Origin of the sequence: uncultured Chitinophaga sp. (assembly GCF_937898475.1) — a bacterium.
Taxonomy (GTDB): domain Bacteria; phylum Bacteroidota; class Bacteroidia; order Chitinophagales; family Chitinophagaceae; genus Chitinophaga.
The window spans coordinates 1-23,982 of record NZ_CALEJS010000025.1; the positions used below are offsets into that span (position 1 = coordinate 1).

At 50.5% G+C, this 23,982-nt stretch carries 20 protein-coding genes; 11 read left to right on the top strand and 9 right to left on the bottom strand.

From position 1 onward, the window contains the following. Positions 1 to 183: 183 nt before the first annotated feature. Positions 184 to 792: an RNA methyltransferase gene (locus Q0577_RS16195; RefSeq protein WP_298738017.1), complete on the bottom strand. Its 609-nt coding sequence runs from the start codon at positions 790 to 792 to the stop codon at positions 184 to 186. 173 nt (positions 793 to 965) lie between these two features. On the opposite strand from Q0577_RS16195, the gene Q0577_RS16200 reads away from it, so the two are divergent. The 4 genes from Q0577_RS16200 (at position 966) to Q0577_RS16215 (ending at position 3,324) form a co-directional block, all read left to right on the top strand. Further along, a complete protein-coding gene (locus Q0577_RS16200; RefSeq protein ID WP_298738018.1) occupies positions 966 to 1,697 on the top strand; it encodes a pirin family protein in 732 nt (243 codons plus the stop codon). Positions 1,698 to 1,771: 74 nt separating this feature from the next. Continuing rightward, entirely contained in the window at positions 1,772 to 2,320 is a 549-nt protein-coding gene (locus Q0577_RS16205; RefSeq protein ID WP_298738019.1) for a YceI family protein, read from the top strand. An 8-nt stretch (positions 2,321 to 2,328) separates the two neighbouring features. After that, complete coding sequence (locus tag Q0577_RS16210; protein WP_298738020.1) at positions 2,329 to 2,655, top strand: hypothetical protein; 327 nt, start codon at positions 2,329 to 2,331, stop codon at positions 2,653 to 2,655. Between the two features lie 39 nt (positions 2,656 to 2,694). Continuing rightward, positions 2,695 to 3,324, top strand: a complete 630-nt coding sequence (locus tag Q0577_RS16215; protein WP_298738021.1) for a dienelactone hydrolase family protein — start codon at positions 2,695 to 2,697, stop codon at positions 3,322 to 3,324. Between the two features lie 12 nt (positions 3,325 to 3,336). Here Q0577_RS16215 and Q0577_RS16220 read toward each other — a convergent pair whose 3' ends face one another. Both Q0577_RS16220 and Q0577_RS16225 read right to left on the bottom strand, forming a co-directional pair. Then, entirely contained in the window at positions 3,337 to 3,858 is a 522-nt protein-coding gene (locus Q0577_RS16220; protein WP_298738022.1) for a hypothetical protein, read from the bottom strand. Between the two features lie 50 nt (positions 3,859 to 3,908). After that, positions 3,909 to 4,490, bottom strand: coding sequence for a Crp/Fnr family transcriptional regulator (locus Q0577_RS16225; RefSeq protein ID WP_298738024.1), 582 nt, complete (start codon positions 4,488 to 4,490; stop codon positions 3,909 to 3,911). 124 nt (positions 4,491 to 4,614) lie between these two features. On the opposite strand from Q0577_RS16225, the gene Q0577_RS16230 reads away from it, so the two are divergent. From Q0577_RS16230 to Q0577_RS16245, 4 genes are all read left to right on the top strand, one after another. Then, entirely contained in the window at positions 4,615 to 5,574 is a 960-nt protein-coding gene (locus Q0577_RS16230; protein ID WP_298738026.1) for a heme-binding domain-containing protein, read from the top strand. Between the two features lie 12 nt (positions 5,575 to 5,586). After that, positions 5,587 to 6,066, top strand: coding sequence for a cytochrome P460 family protein (locus tag Q0577_RS16235; protein WP_298738027.1), 480 nt, complete (start codon positions 5,587 to 5,589; stop codon positions 6,064 to 6,066). Positions 6,067 to 6,151: 85 nt separating this feature from the next. Next, the gene (locus Q0577_RS16240) at positions 6,152 to 8,842 is read left to right on the top strand and encodes an AsmA-like C-terminal region-containing protein (protein WP_298738028.1); all 2,691 of its coding nucleotides are present in this window, start codon (positions 6,152 to 6,154) and stop codon (positions 8,840 to 8,842) included. A 441-nt stretch (positions 8,843 to 9,283) separates the two neighbouring features. Further along, positions 9,284 to 9,673: an SdpI family protein gene (locus Q0577_RS16245; RefSeq protein ID WP_298738029.1), complete on the top strand. Its 390-nt coding sequence runs from the start codon at positions 9,284 to 9,286 to the stop codon at positions 9,671 to 9,673. A 54-nt stretch (positions 9,674 to 9,727) separates the two neighbouring features. On the opposite strand, the gene Q0577_RS16250 is transcribed toward Q0577_RS16245, so the two are convergent. From Q0577_RS16250 to Q0577_RS16275, 6 genes are all read right to left on the bottom strand, one after another. Next, the gene (locus Q0577_RS16250) at positions 9,728 to 12,907 is read right to left on the bottom strand and encodes a multidrug efflux RND transporter permease subunit (RefSeq protein WP_298738030.1); all 3,180 of its coding nucleotides are present in this window, start codon (positions 12,905 to 12,907) and stop codon (positions 9,728 to 9,730) included. A 116-nt stretch (positions 12,908 to 13,023) separates the two neighbouring features. Beyond that, complete coding sequence (locus Q0577_RS16255; RefSeq protein ID WP_298738031.1) at positions 13,024 to 14,142, bottom strand: efflux RND transporter periplasmic adaptor subunit; 1,119 nt, start codon at positions 14,140 to 14,142, stop codon at positions 13,024 to 13,026. Positions 14,143 to 14,208: 66 nt separating this feature from the next. Beyond that, the gene (locus Q0577_RS16260; protein ID WP_298738033.1) at positions 14,209 to 15,534 is read right to left on the bottom strand and encodes a TolC family protein; all 1,326 of its coding nucleotides are present in this window, start codon (positions 15,532 to 15,534) and stop codon (positions 14,209 to 14,211) included. 259 nt (positions 15,535 to 15,793) lie between these two features. After that, entirely contained in the window at positions 15,794 to 16,690 is an 897-nt protein-coding gene (lipA, locus tag Q0577_RS16265; RefSeq protein ID WP_298738035.1) for a lipoyl synthase, read from the bottom strand. Between the two features lie 57 nt (positions 16,691 to 16,747). Further along, positions 16,748 to 17,587: a hypothetical protein gene (locus Q0577_RS16270; protein ID WP_298738037.1), complete on the bottom strand. Its 840-nt coding sequence runs from the start codon at positions 17,585 to 17,587 to the stop codon at positions 16,748 to 16,750. Between the two features lie 126 nt (positions 17,588 to 17,713). Then, positions 17,714 to 18,592, bottom strand: a complete 879-nt coding sequence (locus Q0577_RS16275) for an AraC family transcriptional regulator (protein ID WP_298738039.1) — start codon at positions 18,590 to 18,592, stop codon at positions 17,714 to 17,716. Positions 18,593 to 18,723: 131 nt separating this feature from the next. Here Q0577_RS16275 and Q0577_RS16280 point away from each other — a divergent pair, with 131 nt between their 5' ends. From Q0577_RS16280 to Q0577_RS16290, 3 genes are all read left to right on the top strand, one after another. Then, on the top strand, positions 18,724 to 19,578 hold the full coding sequence (locus tag Q0577_RS16280; protein WP_298738041.1) for a phytanoyl-CoA dioxygenase family protein: 855 nt from the start codon (positions 18,724 to 18,726) through the stop codon (positions 19,576 to 19,578). A gap of 137 nt (positions 19,579 to 19,715) precedes the next feature. After that, complete coding sequence (locus Q0577_RS16285; protein ID WP_298738042.1) at positions 19,716 to 22,466, top strand: DUF1553 domain-containing protein; 2,751 nt, start codon at positions 19,716 to 19,718, stop codon at positions 22,464 to 22,466. A 2-nt stretch (positions 22,467 to 22,468) separates the two neighbouring features. Then, the gene (locus Q0577_RS16290) at positions 22,469 to 23,977 is read left to right on the top strand and encodes a DUF1501 domain-containing protein (protein WP_298738044.1); all 1,509 of its coding nucleotides are present in this window, start codon (positions 22,469 to 22,471) and stop codon (positions 23,975 to 23,977) included. Positions 23,978 to 23,982: the final 5 nt, after the last annotated feature.

Below are 23,982 nucleotides of genomic sequence, written 5' to 3' on the forward strand. Positions count from 1 at the left end.
GCGTTGTAAGATAGCAGAACGGCGTTGTAAGATAGCAGAACGGCGTTGTAAGATAACAGAACGGCGTTGTAAGATAGCAGAACAGTGTTGTAAGCTGACACAACGGCATTGTAAGATAACAGAACGGAGCCGCCACCTTATAGAACAGTGTTGTAAGACAACAGAACGGATGCGCAATAGATGCTAACGCTGGTGTTCTTCGCCCTCCGGCCGGTTACTGCTCCATTCTTTCCAAAGGGTTTCAAACTGCTCTTCCGGCAGCCTTCTCTGCTCATAATGCCCTGCCTTTGTTTTCTGTCTCAAGGCCTCATAAATGCTCACGGCACAGGCTACAGAAATATTCAGGGAACGGATGATGCCCATCTGGGGAATGATAAAGTTACCATCAGCCAGGGCCCTTACCTCATCGCTCACCCCGCTATGCTCATTGCCAAACACCAGGGCTACAGAGCCGGTAAAATCAATATCATACAAGCTCACCGCATCGGCAGCCAGGTGGGTGGTCATGATCTTATCATACTTATGGCGCAGGGCGGCTATGCATTCCGCCGCATCGGAGAACTGGTGCACGGTCAGCCATTTGGCAGCGCTGGAAGAGCTTTTAGCGCCCCATTTCTTATGCCGGGGTATCTTGTTATTCAATACATATATCTCCTGTATGCCTACCGCGTCGCAGGTACGCATTACAGCAGATATATTGTGCGGATCCTGCACATTTTCCAATACTACAGTAAGGTCTGGCTGGCGTTTATTCAATACGCCCATTAGTCTTTCCCTGCGTTCAGGTGTCATAGTTCATTTTTGGCTGGCGCAAAAATACTAAATCCCCGGTACCTTGCTCCCGCCCCCAGGGATCTTATACTATGACAAGCCAAACTCTTAATCTAGGTTAATGGACCCAAAGCCTTTTCTGCCGGAAATTTGTACTGTAAATGCGAAAGCACCAACACCTAAAACAGACAATTATGGCTAAAAGTATCTTACATAAGGCAGACACCCGCGGAAATGCGGATCATGGCTGGTTAAAAAGCCGCCAGACTTTCAGTTTCGCCGGTTACTATAACCCTGAGCGAATGGGATTTGGCGCCCTCCGCGTACTGAACGATGATGTGGTGGCCCCCGGCAGGGGTTTTGGCACCCACCCGCACGATAATATGGAGATCATCAGCATCCCACTGGAAGGTGATCTGCAACACCAGGATAACCTGGGTAATACCGAAGTGATCCGCCAGGGCGATGTGCAGGTAATGAGCGCGGGCACCGGTGTTTTTCACAGCGAATACAATAAGAACAGCGACCGCCCGGTGAAATTCCTGCAGATCTGGCTGTTCCCCAACAAGCTGAACGTTCAGCCGCGTTACGACCAGATCACCCTGAACCTGGAAGAAAGGAAGAATAAACTGCAACAGATCATCTCTCCCGATCCTTCCGGTCCCGGAACCTGGATCCACCAGGACGCCTGGTTCCACATGGGCACTTTTGAAAAGGGGAAAATACTGACCTATGAGCTGAAAGATCCGAACAACGGCGTATACATCTTTGTTGTAAAAGGCTCCTTCACCGTAGACGGACAGCCGCTGGAAGCCCGCGATGGTCTCGGTATCAGCGAAACCAGCACGGTGAACATCAGCGCAAATGAAGACAACGCCGAAGTACTGATCATGGAAGTACCGATGCACATTCCTCAAAACTCTTAAACCAGTTCAATGGAGGAGGGCTCCTCCTCAACGTAACTTTACATCATTATTACAACATCATAAAACGCCTTATAATGGAAACGCAAAACAAATCAAAATGGGTACTAGACCCCGCCCACTCTGAAGTGGCCTTTAAAGTAAAACACCTGATGATCTCTACCGTTACCGGTAAGTTCACCAAATTTGATGTACAGCTGGAAGCAGGTAAAGAAGATTTCAGCGATGGCCAGTTAACCGTAACCCTTGATGTGGACGGTATCAATACCAACGATGCACAGCGCGACGGCCACCTGAAATCTCCTGACTTCTTTGACGGCGAAAAATATCCCCAGCTGAAATTTGTATCCCGCTCTTTCAGGAAGTCTGACAGCAAAGGCGATTATATCCTGGAAGGCGATCTGACCATCAAAGATGTTACCAAAGCCATCTCCATTCCCGTTGAATATGGCGGCACCGTACGTGATCCCTGGGGCAATACCAAAGCAGCGTTCAGTATCGACACCAAAATCAACCGTAAAGATTACGGGCTGAACTGGAATGCCACACTGGAAGCCGGTGGCGTACTGGTAGGTGAAGATGTGCGCATACTGGCTGAAATTCAACTGGTAGAACAGGCACAATAATTACTGCCATGCAGATCGATCAACTCAACATATTAGCTGTGGGGCTCAATGCAGAAATCATGGCGGTAGTGAACCGTTTGATAAACGGTCATGAGCAGTGGAAGGGAACTACCGTATGTACGATAGCGGAAGCGATAGCTGCCTTCAGCAAAGAGCAGTACCATATAGTACTGCTTTGTGCAGGCATCTGTGAAGAAACGGCCTCACAGCTTAAAACAACTTTAGCGGGGTTAAGTCCGGCAACCATTGTGATAAGGCATTTTGGCGGTGGCAGCGGTTTGCTGGAAAGTGAGATCCTGTCGGCGCTCAGCCAGCACAACATCCGGCTTAACTGAACAGCGCTGTCATTACCTGAACTTAGCTAATGGTGATATATGCATCAGAAAAGGATCATTACCGCAGGTAAAAAACTGGAGGAAGCAGACAAGGCGCTGATAATGATTCATGGGCGCGGGGGAAGTGCAACAGACATCCTTTCCCTGGCCTCCCATTTATCTGCAGATGATTTCGCCTTACTGGCCCCGCAGGCTACCAATCATACCTGGTATCCCTACTCGTTTATGGCGCCGCCACAGCAGAACGAACCCTGGTTGTCATCTGCGATCGCGCTGCTGCAGGAAGTAACAGCAGATGTGGAGCGGGCAGGGATCCCCTCCGGCAATATCTATTTCCTCGGCTTTTCACAGGGCGCCTGCCTGACGCTGGAATATGTTACGCGCCATGCAAAACAATACGGTGGGGTGATAGCTTTTACAGGCGGACTGATAGGCGACAAGATCTACCCGGAAAATTATAAAGGCAGTTTTAATGGCATGCCCGTGTTCATTGGCACCAGCGATCCGGACATGCATGTACCCGTTGAAAGAGTGTATGCAACGGCCAATATTATGAGAGACATGCAGGCAGCTGTTACGGAAAAGGTGTACCATCATATGGGGCACACCATCAACCAGGATGAGATAACGCAGGCGAACAAGCTGCTGTTTAAAGATAGCCCCCTTTAAGAGAACGGAGCTTTACTCCGTTCTCAAACGCTTTACCGGGTTGGCTATTGCGGGCCTTATATTTGATACGGAAGCCCCCGGCACCTTGCGGATCCCAATCTCTTTTGTCCGCTGGTTGGTACTGTATGATGCAAGGCCCGGCAAACCAAGACAGGATATTAAAATGGCCAGTATGGCCAAGTGCAGGAACAGCTTTCCAAACCGGTCTTCCGCACGGTACTTCCGGTCAAAGAACTCGTCCATAAAATAATAGTTGAAAGGCCAGGAAGGGATGAGCGCTTTCCACTTACTTTCAACAGCGGCAATGGTGGCTGGTAAATTGGCAGGGGACATATTCACGGAAAGCAGGTAATCATACTCGGGGTTCATATGCAGGCTTAATGGACTGATGGGCCGTTGTAAGGAACGGAAATTAAAATCCCTGATCACCCCGATGATCCTGCCTTCATTTCCCCATTGTTTATAACGTTTACCGATGGCTTCCTGCGGCGAAGCAAATCCAAACAGTTTAACCGCAGATTCATTGATCACCATGGCCGATGTGCTGTCTGATGCAAGATCTTTGGAGTATTGCCGGGAGTTAATTACTTATTCTTATACATAGCGCTCCTTACCTTGCTCAGGAATTCGGGCGAAACGCCTATGTAGCGCGCAATCTGGTGCTGGGGCACCCGTTGCATGATATGCGGGTACTTTTCTGTAAATGCCAGGTAACGTTCTTCCGCTGTCTGTGATACGGAGGCATAAAATCGCTTTTGCAATACTCCCAGGGAACGCTGCACCAGGATACGGAAGAACCTTTCGAACTTGGGCACTTTTTCAAAAAGCTCCATTTTATGTTTGTAGTCTATCATCAGCAGCTCGCAATCCTCTATTGTTTCAATGAACATATTGGAAGGAAGCTGTTCTGAGAAGCTGGACAGATCACTCACCCACCAGCCTTCCACCGCAAACAGCAGTATGGTTTCCGTTCCCTCCTGGTTAATGTAATAAGAGCGGATGCAGCCTTTTAAAATAAAGGCCTCAAAATCGCACACCTCGCCTTCCTGCAAAAGGAAATTTTTCTTCCTGACTTTTTTATATTTTAGTAAGGAGTGAAACAGCGCTGATTCTTCGGGGGTGAGCTGTATATGCTTAGCGATAGATTGGTCGATCTGTTCAAACATGCCATAAAAATAAAAAATTCAGCCCGCTTTCTGCCGGCTTCAACTAGGAAATTGGCTGCTTGGGCTAAAAGTGCTCAAGGGGCGCCCCGTAATGGTCTTCTTTTGCATAACAAATATTTATACCATGTCATCAGCCACTACTCCCCTGTTCAAGAGAAGGATCATTAAGGTTATTGTGCTGCTGTGTGCCTGTTTGCTGCTGATCCAGTTTATTCGTCCTGAAATCCCCCATCCTCCTGTTACGGGCGACCTGCAGGCTCCTCCCGAGGTGAAGGCCATCCTGAAAAGGGCCTGTTATGACTGCCACTCCAACGAAACACAGCTCAGGTGGTATGATCAGCTGTCACCGGCTATATGGCGGGTAGCCGGCCACATAAAAGACGGCAGGCAGGTGTTGAATTTCTCCAACTGGCAAAGCCTTTCGCCGGCAGCGCAGAAAGGGAAGCTGTTTGAAAGCTTTAACCAGATAGCGCTGGGCGCCATGCCCCTGAAAGACTATCAGCTGCTGCACCCCGGGGCGGCTATTTCGGCCGGCGATGCAGCGGTAATAAAACAATACCTGGCAGGAATGTTAAGCCATAAACCCGCCGACAGCGCCAAAACAGCGGATGCGGAACAACAGTTCAGCCAGTATAAAGCGGGCGCCTTCAATGCCAGTAATGTGCAGCCAACGATAAACGGTATTGCCTACATCGGCGATTATAAGAACTGGCAGCCCGTCAGCACAACAGACCGGGTAGACAACGGCACCATGCGCGTGATCTACGGGAACGATGTGGCCATCACAGCCCTGAAAGAAAATAATATTCATCCCTGGCCCAACGGCACCGTGTTTGCAAAAGCCGCGTGGACAGCCCTGGAAGATGCAGACGGCAATGTTCGTCCCGGCGCATTCATACAGGTGGAATTCATGATCAAGGATGATAAAAAATACGCCGGCACCGAGGGATGGGGATGGGCACGATGGAAGGGCCCTAAGCTTACCCCTTATGGTCAAAACATCCTCTTCACCACAGAATGCATTAACTGCCACCGCCCCGTGAAGAATAACGATCTTGTTTTCACTACACCCATTAAACACTAAAAGCTATTTACCATGCGATTGATATATCTGTCAGCGGTCACGGTCATCTTATTCAGCGCCGCTTGTTCCCGTCCTGTTGATACCGCACAACTGGTGAACAACGAAGCTGCACTCCCCTCCTCTTTTCAATTTGAGGCAAAGGGCCTCACCAAGGTGATCACCTCATCCATCAACAGGAAACAGGCTACTATGAGTACCCTGTACGGCAATGAACAGGCATTTCAGCACGCCCTTACAAAGGCAGACAGCAGCTATCCCAACGGGGCGGTACTGGCGCTGGTAACATGGAAACAGCAGGAAGATCAGCATTGGTTCGGCGCCAATATTCCCGGGACGCTGCAAAGCATCGAGCTGGTTCAGATAAACGGCAATACCACTGCCTACGAGCAGTTCACCGGTACGGAATTAACGCCATCACCCCATACAGACAGCGCGCTGGTAAGCCGGAGAACCCGGTACATCCTGGACGAAAAACCGGCTGTAACGCCATAATTACCAGACAATAAACAGGCAAACGCAACAGGAAGAATGATAATTTACTATCTTGCCCGCATTAAATAAGTTAATCTATCTTTCTATGTTGCGTAAATTCCTGAAGATCTTACTGGTTGTTATCGTGGTGTTAGTGGTGGCCGCCTTTGCCATTCCTTACTTCTTTAAGGATAAGATCATGGCCATCGTAAAAACTGAGCTGAACAAACAGCTGAACGCCAAGGTTGATTTCAAGGATGTTGACCTCAGCCTGTTCAGGCATTTTCCGCGGCTGGCAGTAGGACTGGAAGAATTACAGGTGATCAACAACGCTCCATTTGAGGGAGATACCCTGGTAGCAGTGAAGAAGATAGACGCCGCCCTGAACCTCATGAGCGTTATCAAAGGCGATAAAATGGAGATCTACAGCATTGCAGTAGAACAGCCGCGTGTAAACGCGCTGGTGGCCGCCAACGGAGACGTTAACTGGAACATTACCAAACCGGATACCGCACAAAGCACTACCGATACCGCCGCTTCCGAGCCTTTCTCCATGCGCCTGGAAAGCTATAAGATATCAGACGCATACATTAACTACGACGATCGCCAGGGTAATATGCAGATGATCATCGATCACCTGCACCATGAAGGCAAGGGAGATTTTACGCAGGATCTCTTTACCCTGCAAACCAGCACCAATGCTGACGCCATTACCTTCCGTTATGGCCTGATCCCCTACCTTTCACAGGTAGGCGCTAAAGTGGATGCAGACCTGGAGATAGATAACAAAACAAGCACCTATACCTTTAAGAACGGTAAAGTGCTGATGAATAACCTGGAACTGGCCGTACAAGGCTTTTTCAGGCTGATAAACGACAGTACCTATGGTATGGATCTGAACTTTAAAGCGCCTTCCACCAACTTTAAAGACCTGCTCTCCCTGGTACCATCCGTATACTCAAAAGATTTCGGCAAGATCAAAACAGAAGGTACCGCCGCCTTTGACGGTTTTGTAAAAGGCACCTACAGCGCTACACAGATGCCTGCTTTCGGCGTGCACCTGGCTGTAAAGAACGGCTTCTTCCAGTACCCGGATCTGCCCAAACCTGTTAAGAACATCCAGCTGACACTGAACGTAGAGAACCCCGATGGTGTTCCCGACCATACGGTAGTAAATATGCCCGCCGCCCACCTGGAAATGGATAATACGCCGCTGGACCTTCGCCTGCTGGTGAAAACACCGGTATCAGATATGTATGTGGACGGCGCCGCCAAAGGAAAGCTGGACCTCTCTAAAATAAGCCAGTTCGTGAAACTGGAACAGGGCACTGAGCTGACTGGCCTGCTGGATGCAGATATCAGCGCCAAAGGCAACATGAGCGCGATAGAAAAACAACAGTACGACCGCTTCTACGCCGCCGGTACCCTGCTGCTGAACAACATGCTATACCGCAGCAAAGACTACCCGGACGGTGTAAAGGTGAACAACCTTTCCCTGAAATTCAACCCGCGCAACGTAACGGTAGAGCAGTTTAACGGCCAGTACCTGGGCACTAATTTCCAGGCCAACGGTGAAGTGAATAACCTGCTGGCCTATATGTTCAAGAACCAGCCGCTGGATGGCAGGCTGGCAGTGAAAGCGGATGAAGTGAACCTGGATAAGTGGATGGGCCTGGCGGGCAGCACCGGTAGCACCACCGCAGCTGCAGATACGGCCAACACGGAACCCTTTGCCGTTCCCGCCAACCTGGATCTGGGCCTTACCGCGCAGGTAGATAAAGTGCACTACGATAAACTGGATCTTACCAATATGTCCGGCAAGCTGCTGATCAAAGATGAAACCGTACTAATGCAGAATGTTAAAGGCAATGCACTGCAGGGCAGCATGGAAGTAAACGGCAGCTACAGCACCAAAGAAAGCAAACACAACCCCGACATCAATCTTGCTTATAACGTACAACAGCTGGATGTACAACAAACTTTCAACGCCTTCAACACGGTACAGAAACTAATGCCGATAGGACAGTTCCTCTCCGGTAAGATCTCTTCCCAGTTAAGCCTGCAAGGTAAGCTGGGCAAGGATATGATGCCCGTGCTCAACACCCTTACCGGCGACGGTAACCTGCTGCTGATAGAAGGTTTCCTGAAAAAGTTTGCCCCGGTAGACCAGCTGGCCAACCAGCTGAATGTTGCACAGCTGAAAGACATTTCGCTGAAAGATATCAAGAGCTACTTTTCTTTTGAGAACGGACGTGTAAAGATCAATCCCTTCAAACTGAAAGTAGCGAATGTAAATATGGCGATTGCCGGTTCTCATGGCATTGACCAATCGCTGGACTATACCCTGAACCTGGTGCTGCCCCGCAGCGTAATGGGCACACAGGCCAATTCGCTGATCAACAACCTGGTTACACAGGCCACTAATAAAGGCATCCCCGTAAATGTAAGCGACAGCGTGCACCTGCAGGTGTTATTAGGCGGCAACATCATGAAACCTACTTATAAAACAGACCTCCAGGAAACGGCTTCGCGCGCAGGCGCTGAATTGAAAGATCAGGCCACTGCACTGGTAAAGAACAAAGTGGATTCTGCCAAGAGTACGGTTAAGGATTCACTGAACCAGGTTAAACAGCATGTAACCAGTTCACTGAAAGAGGAACTGGCTAAAAAACTGAGCGGTCAGAAGGATACGGCGACTACTGCAGGCCAGGAAAAACCTGCCCAGAATGTGGGCAAACAGGCGGAACAGACGCTGAAGAATACCGTGAATGGGTTGTTTAAGAAGAAGGGACAGTAGAAGGGGGAGAAGGAAGAGGAAGGAGGGCAAAGGTGCAAACAGGTCTTCCATCCTCGCGTCATTGCAAGGCCGTGTGTATAGCCGCTGCGCGAGGGAGGCCGAAGCAATCTTTTAAACAACAAACGGCTGGCAACAAACGAAACCTATTTACTATCCAAAAAGATTGCTTCGTCGCGCCTCGCGCGCCAAGGCTTTACTGCTTCTCGCAATGACGTACGATGAAGACCTTTTTGATCTTCAAAAGATTGCCTGGCCCCGGCTTCCCGCTAAGGCTTTGCGGGCCTCGCAATGACGTACGCTGAAAATTCGGGTCTGCTATCGCGTCATTGCAAGCAATAGAGCCCAGCGCAGCGCGCAACGAAGCAATCTTTTTCTTTACCAGGCCTGAAGCGCCCCACTCCCGTTTTTTTCGTAACTTATATACACGAAAACACCACGTACATGACCGCCTTCATCCATAGTACGTACTGTAATGCGAGCCTGCTGGCCGGACTGGTGTTCCTGTTCATGGGTTACTTCATCCGGCGCTTTCCCCCCAAAAGCATGAAAACCTGGTATGGCTACCGCAGCTTTTACTCCACACAGAATATTGATACCTGGCATGCGGCCAACCTGCATGCGGCCCATATCTCCCGTAAAATAGGGATCCTGCTGCTGGTGTTCGGCATTGCCTGCGCCTTATTCTTTTCTTCGCAGACAGAGCTTTTCTTTTATGTGACCATCAGCCCGGTGGTGATCGGCGCGCTGTATATGGTAGGATATACAGAATGGAAGCTCGGGCAGGAGTTTGATGAGGAAGGAAACAGAAGAACGGAAGAACCACAGCAATAAAAAAAGGGCGCCGCTTATGCGACGCCCCCCGCTAAAACACGGTACTTAAATCTATCAAACGGGTCCGTGAACATCGTCACCGGAAATATTATAGCTCTCTCTTAATTTGGCCAGCTTCTCTTTACCGTACGCAAAGCGGGTGATGATCACAAACAACACCGGTACAATAAAGATGGCCAGGAAGGTGGCTGTGAACATACCACCCAACACGGTCCATCCCATGGTTTTACGGGCTTCTGCGCCGGCTCCGGAAGCCAGCACCAGTGGCATAATACCCAGCAGGAAGGCCAGGGAGGTCATGATGATAGGCCGCAAACGCAGCTTCGCAGCTTCCACAGAAGCAGTTACCAGTTCCATACCACGGTCTACACGTTCCTTGGCGTATTCCACGATCAGGATGGCGTTCTTGGCCGCCAGACCTATCAGCGTGATCATACCGATCTGCGCGTATACGTTGTTGGTCAGGTTAGGCAGTAAGGTAAGCGTGAGAATGGCCCCAAACATACCAATGGGCACCGCCAGCAGTACAGAGAAGGGCACCGACCAGCTTTCATACAAGGCTGCCAGGAACAGGAACACGAATATGATAGACAAGGCAAAGATGTAAACCGTTTTAGATCCGGATAATAACTCCTCGCGGCTCAGACCGGAGAACTCATAACCGTATCCTTCCGGCAGCACCTGCGCGGCTACTTCCTGCAACGCCCTGATGGCATCACCGCTACTGTATCCCGGAGCCGGCGTACCGTTGATCTCCGCAGAACGGAACAGGTTATAGTGCGAGATCACCGGCGCGCTCTCTATCACCTTATAGGATGTTAACGTGCTTAAAGGTACCATACCGCCCGCCTGGTTACGTACATAGTACTGTCCCAGGTCACTAATGCTGCCGCGGTAAGTGGAATCTGCCTGTGTTACCACGCGGAAGTTCCGCCCATACACGGTAAAGTCATTAATGTAGGCGCTACCCATATAGGTTTGTAATGCAGTAGCGATATCAGAGATCTGTACACCCAGTTTCTTGGCTTTTTCACGGTCTATCTCCAGCTGGTAACCCGGTGTGCGGGCGGTGAAGAAGGAGAAGCCGCGTGCAATTTCAGGACGCTGGTTAATAGCGGCCGTGAAACGCTGCAGCACACTTTCAAATTGCTTGATATCTGTACCACTACGTTGCTGCAATACAAAGGAGAAACCGGCGGTCTGACCCAGACCGGGGATAGCCGGCGGCGGTATCACCACCACATTGGCTTCCTTGAAGCGCGACAGCTTCTGCTGCAGCTGCGCTACCAGGCCAAAGATCTGGTCTGATTTCTTTTTACGCTGATCCCAGGGTTTCAGCTGACAGAAGATGGTAGCACTGTTTGATTTGGTGGCAAAGTTCACCACGTTCAAACCACCCAGCGCAGCGTAGTGACCAATAGCGGGCACGCTGTCCAGTATCTTCATCATCTGCGACATCACGCTTACGGTACGTTCTGTAGAAGCTGATTCCGGCAGATCGAAGGTGATGTACACACGGCCTTCATCTTCTGTAGGAATAAAGCCGGAAGGCTTGGTGCGGAACAACATCACGGCGCCCACACAAATACACAGCAGGATGATCATCACATAGCGCGACCAGCGAATGCTCTTCTTAACGCCCATGGAGTATCGGGAAGTAGTATGCCCGAACCAGCGGTTAAAGCGGTAGAAGAACTGGTTAAGACCTTTTGAGTCCTTATCCAGGTGCATGGGGCGCAGGATCAGCGTACACAATGCAGGCGTGAGTGAAAGGGCCACAAAAGCGGAGATCAGTACGGAGATCGCGATGGTGATGGCGAACTGCTGATACAAACGGCCTACGATACCCGGTATAAAGCCCACCGGTACAAACACCGCCGCCAAAATAAGGGCAATGGCTATTACCGGGCCGGATATCTCTTTCATCGCCTGGGCAGTGGCCTCCTTGGGCGACATCTTATTATGATCTATATTATGCTGCACCGCTTCCACCACTACAATGGCGTCATCCACCACGATACCGATGGCCAGTACGAAACCGAACAGGGTCAGGGTATTGATGGTAAAGCCCAAGGGTATGAAGAAGATAAAGGTAGCAATGATAGATACCGGGATAGCCAGTACAGGTATCAGTGTAGCCCTCCAGCTTTGCAGGAAGAGGAACACCACTACCACCACCAGGGCCAGGGCTTCCAGCAGCGTTTCCACCACTTCGTGAATAGACACCTCGATCACGGAAACAGATTCGAAAGGCACTACATATTCCACGTCTGCGGGGAACTGCTTCTTCAGTTGTTCCATAGCGGCGTATACATTCTCTGCGGTTTCAAGCGCGTTACTTCCCGGGGCCTGGTAGATCAGGAGGTAGGAAGCGCGACGGCCGTCTACATAGGAGTTGCTGGCGTAGTTGAATTTACCCAGTTCTACCCTGGCCACATCTTTCAGGTATACCAGGTTACCGTTATCCGGACGGGTTTTTACAATGATATTGCCAAACTCCTCTTTGGTAACCAAACGCCCTTTTACCTGGACGGTGTATTCAAATGTCTGGCCTGCCGGCGCGGGGGGTGCACCCACTGTACCACCGGTGATCTGTGCGTTCTGTTCGGCGATAGCGGCCCTTACATCGTTGGCGGTAACACCCATTTCAGCGAGCTTGTCGGGCTTCAGCCACACGCGCATACTGAAATCGTCTGCACGGGTAAACACGTCGCCCACACCTTTGGCGCGCAGAAGGGCGTCCCTGATGTAGACGTTGGTATAGTTATCCAGGAATTTAATATCGTGTGTGCCTTTGGGTGAGTACATGGCCACCAGCATCAGGATGCTGGGATTACGTTTTCTCACGGTCAAACCCAAACGTTGTACTTCCTGCGGCAGTGTGGGCTGTGCAATGCCTACACGGTTCTGTACGTCCAGGGCGGCGATGTTGATGTCTGTACCTACTTCAAAGTTAACGGTCATACTCATGGCGCCGTTACTGGTACTGTTACTCTGCAGGTAGGTCATTCCCGGGGTACCGTTCACCTGCACTTCTACCGGCGTGGCCACGGTTTGTTCCACCGTCTGGGCATCGGCGCCGATGTAGGTACCGGTTACCTGTACGGTAGGCGGCGTAATTTCCGGGTACTGTCCTACGGGCAGGGTGGTCATCGCCAATATGCCTACCAGCACCAATACAATAGAGATTACTATAGCGGTTACTGGTCTGCGTATAAAAGTATCTGCAATCATGATCGTTTCTTCTATTGATTCACGTTATATTTTCAGCCGTTAGTCCTGGTTGTTGCTACGAATGCGAATGATGATCTTCCACGCCGTATTAATGACCGGTGACTAACAACCAACAACTATTTAGTCTGCGGCGGTGCGCCTACCTGTATCTTACCACTGTCGCGCAAGCGTTGAATACCTTCTGTGATCACTTTATCTCCTGCTTCAATACCGTCCATGATCACGATCTGGTCTCTGAGCTTGGGGCCCAGCTGTACTTTACGCTGCAGGGCGATGGAGTCTTTGGCAATGAACACAAAGAATTCGCCCATCTGCTCAGTAACTGCTTTATAGGGGATGATCAGCCTGTCGCCTGACTGCTGGTTCAGCACGTTCATAACACAGCTCATACCGTCTTTCAGTTCGTCGTCAGGGTTCTGGAATTCCACTCTTATTTTGATGGTACCGGTTTGATTGTCTACACCACGGTCTATCGCTATGAGCTTACCGCTGTGTTTATAGTAAGCGCCGTTAGGCAGTTGTAAACGGAAGATGCTGTCTTGCGCACCGGCGGCTTTACCCTGTAAGTTGGCAAAACGGCTGATATCTGTTTCATTCACCACGAAATCCACTGCGATGGGATTTTCGCTGGAGATGGTATTGAGCAGCGTGGTACCGGGACTTACCTGCGCTCCCAGTTTCACCTGGGAGATACCGATACGGCCTGTAAAAGGCGCTTTGATGAGTGAATAGTCAAGGTCTGTGCGGGCGGCCAGCAAAGCGGCTTCTGATGCGGCCAGCTGGCTGCGGTTGGTTTCAAGGGTGGCAGTGGCATTGTCCAGTGTCTGGCGGGCAATCGCATCCTGCTCTGCCAGTCGCTGGTACCTGTCCATATCTTTCTGCGCACGGTTAAAATTGGCGCGGGCGCTTAAAATACCGGCTTCCGCCTGGCGGTAAGCCGCTTCGTACTTGCGGCGGTCTATTTCATACAGGGTTTTGCCTTTCTGCACTACTTCACCCTCTTTAAAGAAGATGCCGGTGATAAAACCGGATACCTGTGCACGCAGTTCAACGCTGTTGAGCGCCACCACCGTAGCAGGGTATTTATCATAGTAAACAGCCGGCGCGTGGTTGACTTCGGCAACGTTTACGGGTGTAGGCGGCAATACCACTGCAGCTTTCTTACCGGAGCTGCCGCAGGCGGTCCAGGAAATAATGCCGAAAGCGCAAATAAGAACTAAGAGATTTTTTTCCATCTGAAAATCGTTTATCAAATCCGGTTTTTTTCTTGTTGTCAGCAGCTAGCAGCTGATTGCTAAAAGCTAGTTGCCTGTTAATGTTCCCAATGATCTTTGCAGATCTATCTTGCTGGAAAGCACCTGGTACAGTGCATTGAAATAATTGAGCTGTGCTGTGCGCAGGTCTGTTTCCGAAGTGATCACTTCCAGGTAGGTTTTAACGCCTTCCTTGTACTGCAGGGAGATCAGGTCATACACTTCCTTTGCTTCCTGCATATTCTGCTGCTGCGCCAGGTAGTTGGTGTAATTGCTCTTATAGGCGGCCATGGCCTGTGTATATTCTGTATTGATCTGGCTCTTCAGCAATTCAAAGTCCCAGTCGTTACGCTTCAGCTGCAGTTCTGCCGCGCGGATGTTCTGCGTACGTTTACCACCCTGGAAGATGGGTACAGACAGCCGCAGGCCGAAGTAAGAGTTGGGCAGGTTATCCTTATACAGCTTTGAGAACTCGTTATTCAGGTAAGCCAGGTTATAGTTGGCAAAGGCGGATACATTAGGCAGGAAGCTCCATTTATTATAGCGCAGCTCTGCTTCCAGCAGGTTCTTCTGCGTTTGGAGCAGCTGGTATTCTATCCTGTTCTCGTAAGTAAGGGTGATGCTGGTATCCAGGGATACTTCGCTTTCCATCTGCAGGGTATCATCTACCAGTTTCAGCGCTCCCTTTTCGGGATAGCCCATTAACTGGCGCAGGTAAGCGTATTTGCCTTCCAGTGATTCTTCGGCGCCTTTACGCTGGGCCCTGGCATTATTCAGGGCGATGTTGGCGCGCTTATAATCTATTTTATCCACGATACCGCCCTGGTACTGGTTGTAAGCGTCTTTCTGGCTGCGTTCCAGGCGAATGATATCTTCCTCCAGCACGGATATCTGCCTTTTGGTAAGCAGTACATCGTAATACGCCTTGCTCACATCGGTGATCACGTCTATCTGGTTGCTGGCGGTAGTTTGCTTAGCCTGGCGGCGTACATCCCTGGCCGTACGGCTGGCTAGCAGCACATCGCGGTTAAACAGGTTCTGGGTAAGGCCGAATTGGGCGCCGGAGGTATTCTCCACCCCTGCTTTGATAGGGCTGCCATTAAAGTAGGTAGTGGGGATCTGGGTGTTGTGCTGATAGCTGGCGTCCAGGTTGATCTGGGGGTACCAGTCTGCCAGCCGGCTTTTGATATTGGCCTCCGTAATAGCTTCATCTAAAACGGATTGCCTTACTACGGGCTGATGAGCTAAAGCATACCTTATACAGTCGCGCAGGTTAGCATCAGGCAGTAAAGAATCTGGCGCTTGCTGTGCATATACACAGGTATGAATGGTCATACCTATCACAGCCGCCATAAAAAATGCTCTTTTCTTCATAGAAATTTTTTGACAATCAATGCTTCTTTTGACCGATCAGGATTTAACAACGGGGTGTATATACGTTGGTCCATCATATAATAATAACTTACCGTGTAATAATGTTGCGCATTACACGACATTTTTTATGGACAGCACGTATCCATTAGCCCCGTTATTAAGGTTGCTAAAACGTCTGGTGATGGTACCAAACTGTGTTACAGGTAGGTTCTAGGTGCTAAATTGCTACGCAAAGATAGCTATGGTTTCCGAATTTTTTCTATTTATTACGTCCGCTGTGTATATGTTTCTCTGCATGGTAAGATGAGCGTACAAGCGGTCCGGACTCTACATAATCCAATCCCATGTTGTAACCTATCTCCCTGTATTCGGCAAATTCATCGGGATGAACAAAGCGCACTACAGGCAGGTGTTTGGGTGTTGGCTGCAGGTACTGACCAAGGGTTACCACATCCACCCCGTTATCGTAGAGGTCCTGCATGGCCTGGATCACTTCTTCTTTGGTTTCCCCCAGGCCCAGCATGATACCGCTTTTGGTGCGCATACCACCTTCTTTCAGGCGGCGGAGCACTTCCAGGCTACGGTGGTATTTGGCCTGTATACGTACCTGTTTGGTCAGTCTTTCAACGGTTTCCAGGTTATGAGACACTACTTCGGGCGCTACTTCTATTATACGCTCCAGGTTTTCCCACTGGCCCCTGAAGTCGGGGATAAGGGTTTCCAGGGTAGTATCCGGGTTAAGGGCGCGCACCGCCTTGATAGTGTTGGCCCATATTATAGAACCTCCGTCTTTCAGCTCATCGCGGTCTACAGAGGTAATAACGGCATGTTTCACCTTCATCAGGTAAATGGCTTCTGCTACACGCTGGGGCTCATCCCAGTCAACGGGCTCAGGACGGCCGGTGGCTACGGCGCAAAAACCGCAGCTACGGGTACAGATATTGCCTAAAATCATGAAAGTAGCGGTGCCGGCTCCCCAGCATTCGCCCATATTAGGGCAGTTACCGCTTTCACAGATGGTATGAAGTTTATGGGTATCTACAAGGTTTCTAACCTGTTTATAACTCTCTCCTATCGGTAATTTCACACGCAGCCAATCGGGCTTCTTGGTTCTGGGCGCTGCCGCCGGTGTGCCGCATACGGTTTGTTCTTGCATCGCTAACTCCTTTCTTTAGGACAACAAAGGTACTAACTTCTGATTATATGTTGTTCATTATCGCTTGTTCCACCGCTTGCCGAACTGCAGGCTCAGGTATGCGTTGAAAAAGAACTTCTTAGGCTCCAGGGCTACCATAATGGGCACCTCTTTGGTATAGTATTCGGCGTTGATCCCTACTTCCAGGGCGCTGACCACCTCGTTGAACTTGGCCCAGTCAAAGCGCATACCGGTTTTTGCGTGGAGGCCGGGTGCTATGGTCACTTCGCCCCAGCCTTTACCAAAGCCCGCGCCGGAAATGATCTTGGAAGGGTTGGTGAACGCAGCCGTATCCAGGAAGCCGCTCTGACCATATTTAATGTCAACGGAATATCCCTCACCCGTAGGATCTTCTACCCGCAGGTAATAGGGTTTGAGCAGGCCTATAGACACGCCGCCGTAGTAGATGGCAGACACTTCCACCCCGTTCTTGTTGCCCTTGCCGCCAATCAGGTAGCGCTGGCCCATCCCGATCTTGGCCTGGTAAAAGTTATTGCGTTTCCCGAAGATGTAGGGCTTTTCTGAATAGGCAAAATCGCCGATGGGCACAAACCTGCCCGGTTTCTTATCTTCCTTGGGATGCTTTTTCTCATTAAATTCAAACTGGAAATAGTTCACCACTTTACGGTTCTTACGGAAGCCCAGCTCAAAAAAACCGCCCCAACCGTCTGTATTGATCCGTCCGCCCAATGACCATTCGCGTTCATAATTATTCTCTCCTTCTTCCAGTTCCCTGAAGAGGGAAATGCGTTTCAGTCTTCTTTCTTCCCGTTCCTTTCTTTTGGTTTCCTTATCAGACTGTGCCTGCAGGCTGCCGGCTACAAATAATAAAAAAATGACTAAGTGTAATTTTTTCACAGTAATGGGCTATTTGTATCAAATGTAATGAAAATCCCAAACTCTCTCCCCTATACGTATGCTTCCCTATATAAACGCGGGTTTTAATTTATTGTTACAAACCTGCCTGAAAATTAAGGGGAGTTTTCAGTTATCGGTTGTCAGTTTGTTCATCTGCCTGCGATACGCCAGCGGAGTTTGGCGGTATAACTCCTTAAAATGCTTATTGAAATTGGAGAGGTTGTTGAAACCGCATTCAAAACAGATCTGCGCCACGCTGAGCCGGTTTTCGATGAGCAGCTTGCAGGCATGATTGAGCCGTACTTCGTTCACAAATGCGCTGAAGGTTTTGCGGGTTCGCTGGGAAAAATACCGGGAAAAAGAATTATCTGCCATATTCAGCTGCCGGGCCACATCATTTACCCGTATCGCTGAGGCGAAATGCTTCAGTACATAGTCCATTACTTTGGCCATACGGCCATCTTCCTTCTCATTCTGTCCGCTGACCGGCATCCGGGAAATAAAGCTGTATTCTTCCGTTTCCGCCAGGATGTGCAGGATCTCCACCAGTTTAAGCCAGCGGGCCAGGCCCTTCATATGCACCAGCTCCTTCATCCGCCCGCTCACCAGGCGGTTGGACCTGCCTGTAATATCCAGCCCCCTGGCCGCCTGGGAGAACAGTTTGCGCAGGGGCTCAGACTCCGGCAGGGAGAGAAAATCCGCCCCCAGCGATCTTTCCAGGAAATGCACCACGATAGACCGCGCCCTTTGCCTGGACTTAGGCTGGTAATACTGTTCATCATTATGATAGGTATGCGGCAGATGGGGGCCTATCAATGCCAGGTTACCCGGACCAAAATCACTGATCTGATCGCCGATATAACGTTTCCCCGTACTGGCGGTCACCAGTACCAGCTCAAATTCAGGGTGATAATGCCAGGGGGTTGGGAAGTAAGGGTAGTCAAAACTCTTCACCACAAATGATTCTTCCTGCTGCTTGGGAAGATGTTCCAGTATCGCTTCCATTTTCCTACTTTTCTAACCTAATTTACGAAAAGCGGCGGATTGATTTGTTAGAAAAGCATCATTTCTGAACAGAATTGAGGTAGCCCGGCAATACATTTATACCGATTTTTAGCATAGAAAAACTGCATACTATGGCTTTCCGCTTAACACCCGCGCAGGTAGCCGCTTACCACGAAGACGGCTACATAGTGGTAAAGGGTTTCTGCACTGCTGAAGAAATAAATAAATTATATGCCACCGCCCTGGCAGACAATGCCATGCAACAGCACGCACTGGATCTGAACGATCAAACCGGTAAAAAAACCCGGCTCTCGCTCTGGTTCACCCCCGGCAATGATGTATTTGGCTATCTTACCCGCAGTGAGAAGATGGTGAACGCCGTAGCTGCCCTGCTGGACAGCCAGGCGCCGGTTTGCCACTTCCACTCCAAACTGATGCAGAAAGAACCCCGGGTGGGCGGTGCATGGGAATGGCACCAGGACTATGGCTACTGGTATAAGAACCAGTTCATGTTCCCGGATCAGCTGATCTCCGTGATGATCGCCCTTACACCCGCCAATAAGGAGAACGGCTGTCTGCAGGTGATCAAAGGCAGCCATAAACTGGGCCGGGTGAACCATGGCTTTGCCGGCGAACAGGTGGGCGCCGATATGGTAATGGTAAACAATGCCCTGCAAACCATGGAGCTGGTTCACAGTGAGCTGGCCCCTGGCGATGCGCTTTTCTTTCACAGCAACCTCTTACACCGATCAGAGGCTAACTTGTCTGAAAACCCCCGCTGGTCGCTCATTTCCTGTTACTGTTCCCAGTCTAACCTGGCTTATAATGAAACCTCTACCTCCTGGAAGACCCCGGTTCAGGTAGTACCGGATGAAGCCATCCTGGAATGGGAAGCCGCTTCATTGTCAGACGCGGATTTCCTGAAAAAGGAAAATGATCCGGCATTGAAGGATACGGGTTGGGAAAAAGATACGGTAACAAAATAAAATGCGCGGGAATAATACTATTTTAACAAAACGGCCCGGAACAAGGAGAAGCCTGGGTGAAGCCTAAGAGAAGACAGTTAAAAAAGTACAAAGGCTCCCTTTTTACCTATAGTAGCATTTATTAAATCGTCTGCGTTATGATAAAACACCGTGAGGTGGTTAAATATTTAAAGAACAAAAAAGCATTGCTCACAATAGCCCTTGCGGTTGTTGCGGTGGCGCTTTTTATTTACTGCACCCATGAAAAGCCGGTAGATTTCAATACCGAAGTAAAGCCCATCATCAACAAAAAATGTATCAGCTGCCACGGCGGGGTAAAACGCCAGGGCGATTTCAGCCTGCTGTTCCGCTCAGAAGCGCTGAGCCAGACAAAATCAGGCAAGTACGGCATCATTCCCGGCGACCCGGATGGCAGTGAGATGATCCGGCGCTTAACCCTGAAAGACCCGGAAGAACGCATGCCCTACAAGCATGATCCATTGAGCGATGCGGAAATTGCCACCCTGCGCAAATGGGTAAAGCAAGGCGCCAAATGGGGCGATCACTGGGCCTATGTAGCCGTAAAACCCGTAACCGTACCCGATAACGATTGGGGGCATAATAATATTGACCGCTTTATCTACCAGCAACTGGAAGAGCACGGGCTGCAACCTTCCCCGGAAGCAGATAAAGCCACGCTGTTAAGAAGAGTAAGCCTTGACCTTACCGGGTTGCCGGCGCCCCCCGGCATAGCAGCCGCCTATCTTTCAGGTAACGGCGATAAAAAAGCCTATGAGCAATTGGTAGATAGCCTGCTGGCGTCTCCGCACTATGGTGAACGCTGGGCTGCCGTATGGATGGACCTTGCCCGATATGCGGACACCAAAGGTTACGAACGCGATCTGACAAGGCCTATATGGCGCTACCGCGACTGGCTGATCAGGGCTTATAATGCCGACAAACCTTACGACCAGTTCCTGGTAGAACAGCTGGCCGGCGACCTGCTGCCCGACGCCACAGATCAGCAACTGATCGCTACCGCCTTTCACCGCAATACCATGACCAATGACGAAGGTGGCACCGACAATGAAGAATACCGCACCGCTGCTATCATTGACCGTGTGAACAGCACCTGGGAAGCCCTGCTGGGCACCACTTTTGCCTGTGTACAGTGCCACAGTCATCCTTATGACCCTTTCAGGCATGAGGAGTACTATAAATTCATGGCTTTCTTCAACAACAGCCGTGATGAAGATACGTTTGACGACTATCCCCTGTTGCGGCACTTCTCATCAGCAGACAGCGCGCAATTGAAGCAGGTAACCGCATGGCTGCAGCAGCATGGCTTTGCAGACGAAGCTAAAACGGCATACACTTTTCTTAAAACATGGCAGCCCGCCATTAACTCCATACAGGCAGACCAGTTTGTGAACAGCGAACTGGCAGATACCAAATGGCTCACCTTCCGTAATCATGCGCAGGCACGTTTGCCGCATGTAAACCTGGAACAGGTGGATCAGCTGATCTACCGTTACAGCGGTTATATAACAGGCGGCGCCTGGAACATCCGTTTGGATAAACCGGATGGACCATTACTGGCCAGCATCCCGGTGAAAGCCACCAGAGACAGGACCATCAGCAGCATTGATCTGCCCCCGGGCAAAGGCGTACACGACCTCTATCTTTCATTTCAGAACGCTGCTATCAAAGATGCGGACGTCAGCGCTATTCAGTTTGACTGGTTCTATTTTACAAGATCATTACCTGGCAAAGGGCTGCCCGGCTATGATAATATGCGGCAGGCCTACTGGAAACTGCTCACCAAAACGGTTCCGGTAACGCCTATCATGATGGATAACCCGGCAGATATGCAACGCAGCACGCATGTATTTGAAAGGGGCAACTGGCTGGTGAAGGGCGAGGAAGTGCAGCCGGATGTGCCGCGTTCACTCAATCCCTTACCTAAAGGTGCGCCGCGAAACCGCCTGGGACTTGCCATGTGGCTGACAGACCCGAAGAATCCCCTCACGGCCAGGACAATGGTGAACCGCCTGTGGGAACAGGTTTTCGGCACCGGCCTTGTTGAGACGCTGGAAGATCTGGGTACACAGGGCGCAGAAGCAACACACCGGGCATTGCTGGATGATTTGTCTTACCGCTTTATGCACAACTATCACTGGAGCGTGAAGCAGCTGCTCAAAGAAATGGTGATGTCTGCTACCTACCGGCAGTCATCTGTTGTAAGCAAAGAACTGCTGGAAAAAGATCCTGCCAATAAATATTATGCAAGAGGTCCGAGAGTACGATTATCTGCAGAGCAGGTACGTGATCAGGCCCTTTGCATCAGTGGTTTGATGAGCCCCAAGATGTACGGCCCCAGTGTAATGCCCTGGCAGCCGGCAGGCATCTGGATGTCGCCCTGGAATGGTGGCGACTGGGTGACCAGCAAGGGCGAAGATCAATACCGCCGCGCCCTGTACACTTACTGGAAGCGTACGGCCCCCTATCCTTCTATGATCACTTTTGACGGCGCAGGAAGGGAGGTATGCACCCCCAGGCGTATACGCACCAACACACCGTTACAGGCGCTGGTTACACTTAATGATTCTGTATACCTGGATGCAGCCAGGCACTTTGCCTTCCGCATGCAGCAGGCCGCAGGCGGCGCTGATGTAAAACAGCAGATCAGCAAGGGATACGAGCTGGCCATGCTGAAAAACATTACACCCGGCAGGCTGCAGGCATTGGTAACATTATACGATACCGCTTACGGTCAGTTTAAACAGGATACCAGCCAGACCAGCAAAATGACCGGGAGCGATCAACAGCATAATAACCCGGAAACAGCAGCGCTGGTTGTAGTAGCCAACGCCATGCTGAACCTGGATGAACTGATCACTAAAAACTGAACATGATACAAAAGGAACTGCACGATAAACGTTTGCTGAAGGAAGCAGAAATGGCTGTTACGCGCATGTATACACGCAGGCATTTCCTGATGGAGAGTGCAATGGGTTTAGGCGCGCTGGCACTGGGATCTTTGCTGCCCGGCTGCGGCACTGGTAAAGGCAGCAACAACAAGATCGCATTTGATCCTGCACATCCGCTGGCGCCGCGCATGCCCATGTTTCCCGGGAGAGCCAAAAGCGTGATCTACCTGCATATGGCAGGCGCTCCATCACAACTGGAACTGTTTGACTACAAACCTGCACTGCAGCAGCTGGACGGACAGGATTGCCCGCCTTCACTGCTGGAGGGCAAACGCTTTGCCTTTATACGCGGCGTACCCAAAATGCTGGGGCCACAGGCAAAATTTGCGCAGTACGGCGACAGCAGGGCCTGGGTAAGTGAGCACCTGCCGCATCTCTCCGGTGTGGTAGATGATATCAGCTTTTTAAAGGGAGTAACTACAGACCAGTTCAACCACGCGCCGGCACAACTGCTGGTACATACGGGAAGTCCGCGGCTGGGGCGGCCCAGCATGGGCTCCTGGATCACCTATGGTTTAGGTACCGAGAACCAGAACCTGCCCGGCTTTGTAGTGCTGACATCAGGCGGTAAATTTCCGGATGCGGGTAAAAGTGTCTGGGGCAGCGGTTTTCTGCCCTCTGTATACCAGGGCGTTCAGTGCCGCAGCGAGGGAGACCCGGTGCTGTTCATTAAAGATCCGGAAGGGATGGACCGCAACCTGCGCAAGGCATCTATCGATGCCATCAATAAAGTGAATGAAGAAGAATATAAAGAGTACAACGATCCTGAGATACTCTCACGTATATCCCAGTACGAAATGGCTTACAAAATGCAGATAGCCGTGCCCGATGTGATGAACATCAACGACGAGCCGGCCTATATACAGGAGATGTACGGCGTACAGCCGGGCCGCGCCTGCTTTGCCAACAATGTACTGCTGGCCAGGAAATTGGTGGAGAAAGGCGTACGTTTTGTACAGCTGTTTGACTGGGGATGGGACAGCCACGGTACCGACGCCAGCCTTGCAATAGACATCGGCATGATCAATAAATGCAGGCAGGTGGATAAAGCCGTTACGGCGCTGATCCTTGATCTTAAACAACGCGGGCTGCTGGATGAAACACTGGTGGTGTGGGGCGGAGAATTTGGCAGAACACCGATGATGGAGAACAGGGATGGTAAGCAGAATCCCTTTAAGGGAAGAGATCACCATGTGGATGCATTCACCATCTGGATGGCAGGAGGCGGTATCAAAAAAGGCTATACCCACGGCGAAACAGACGAAATCGGCTACAGTGCGGTAAGCGGTAAGGTAACGGCTTTTGATATACAGGCCACCATCCTTAATCAGCTGGGATTTGACCACGAAAAATTCACCTATGATTACCAGGGCAGGCCTTTCCGGCTAACGGATGTTGGCGGTAAAGTGATTCGGGAGATCATCGCTTAAGGCAC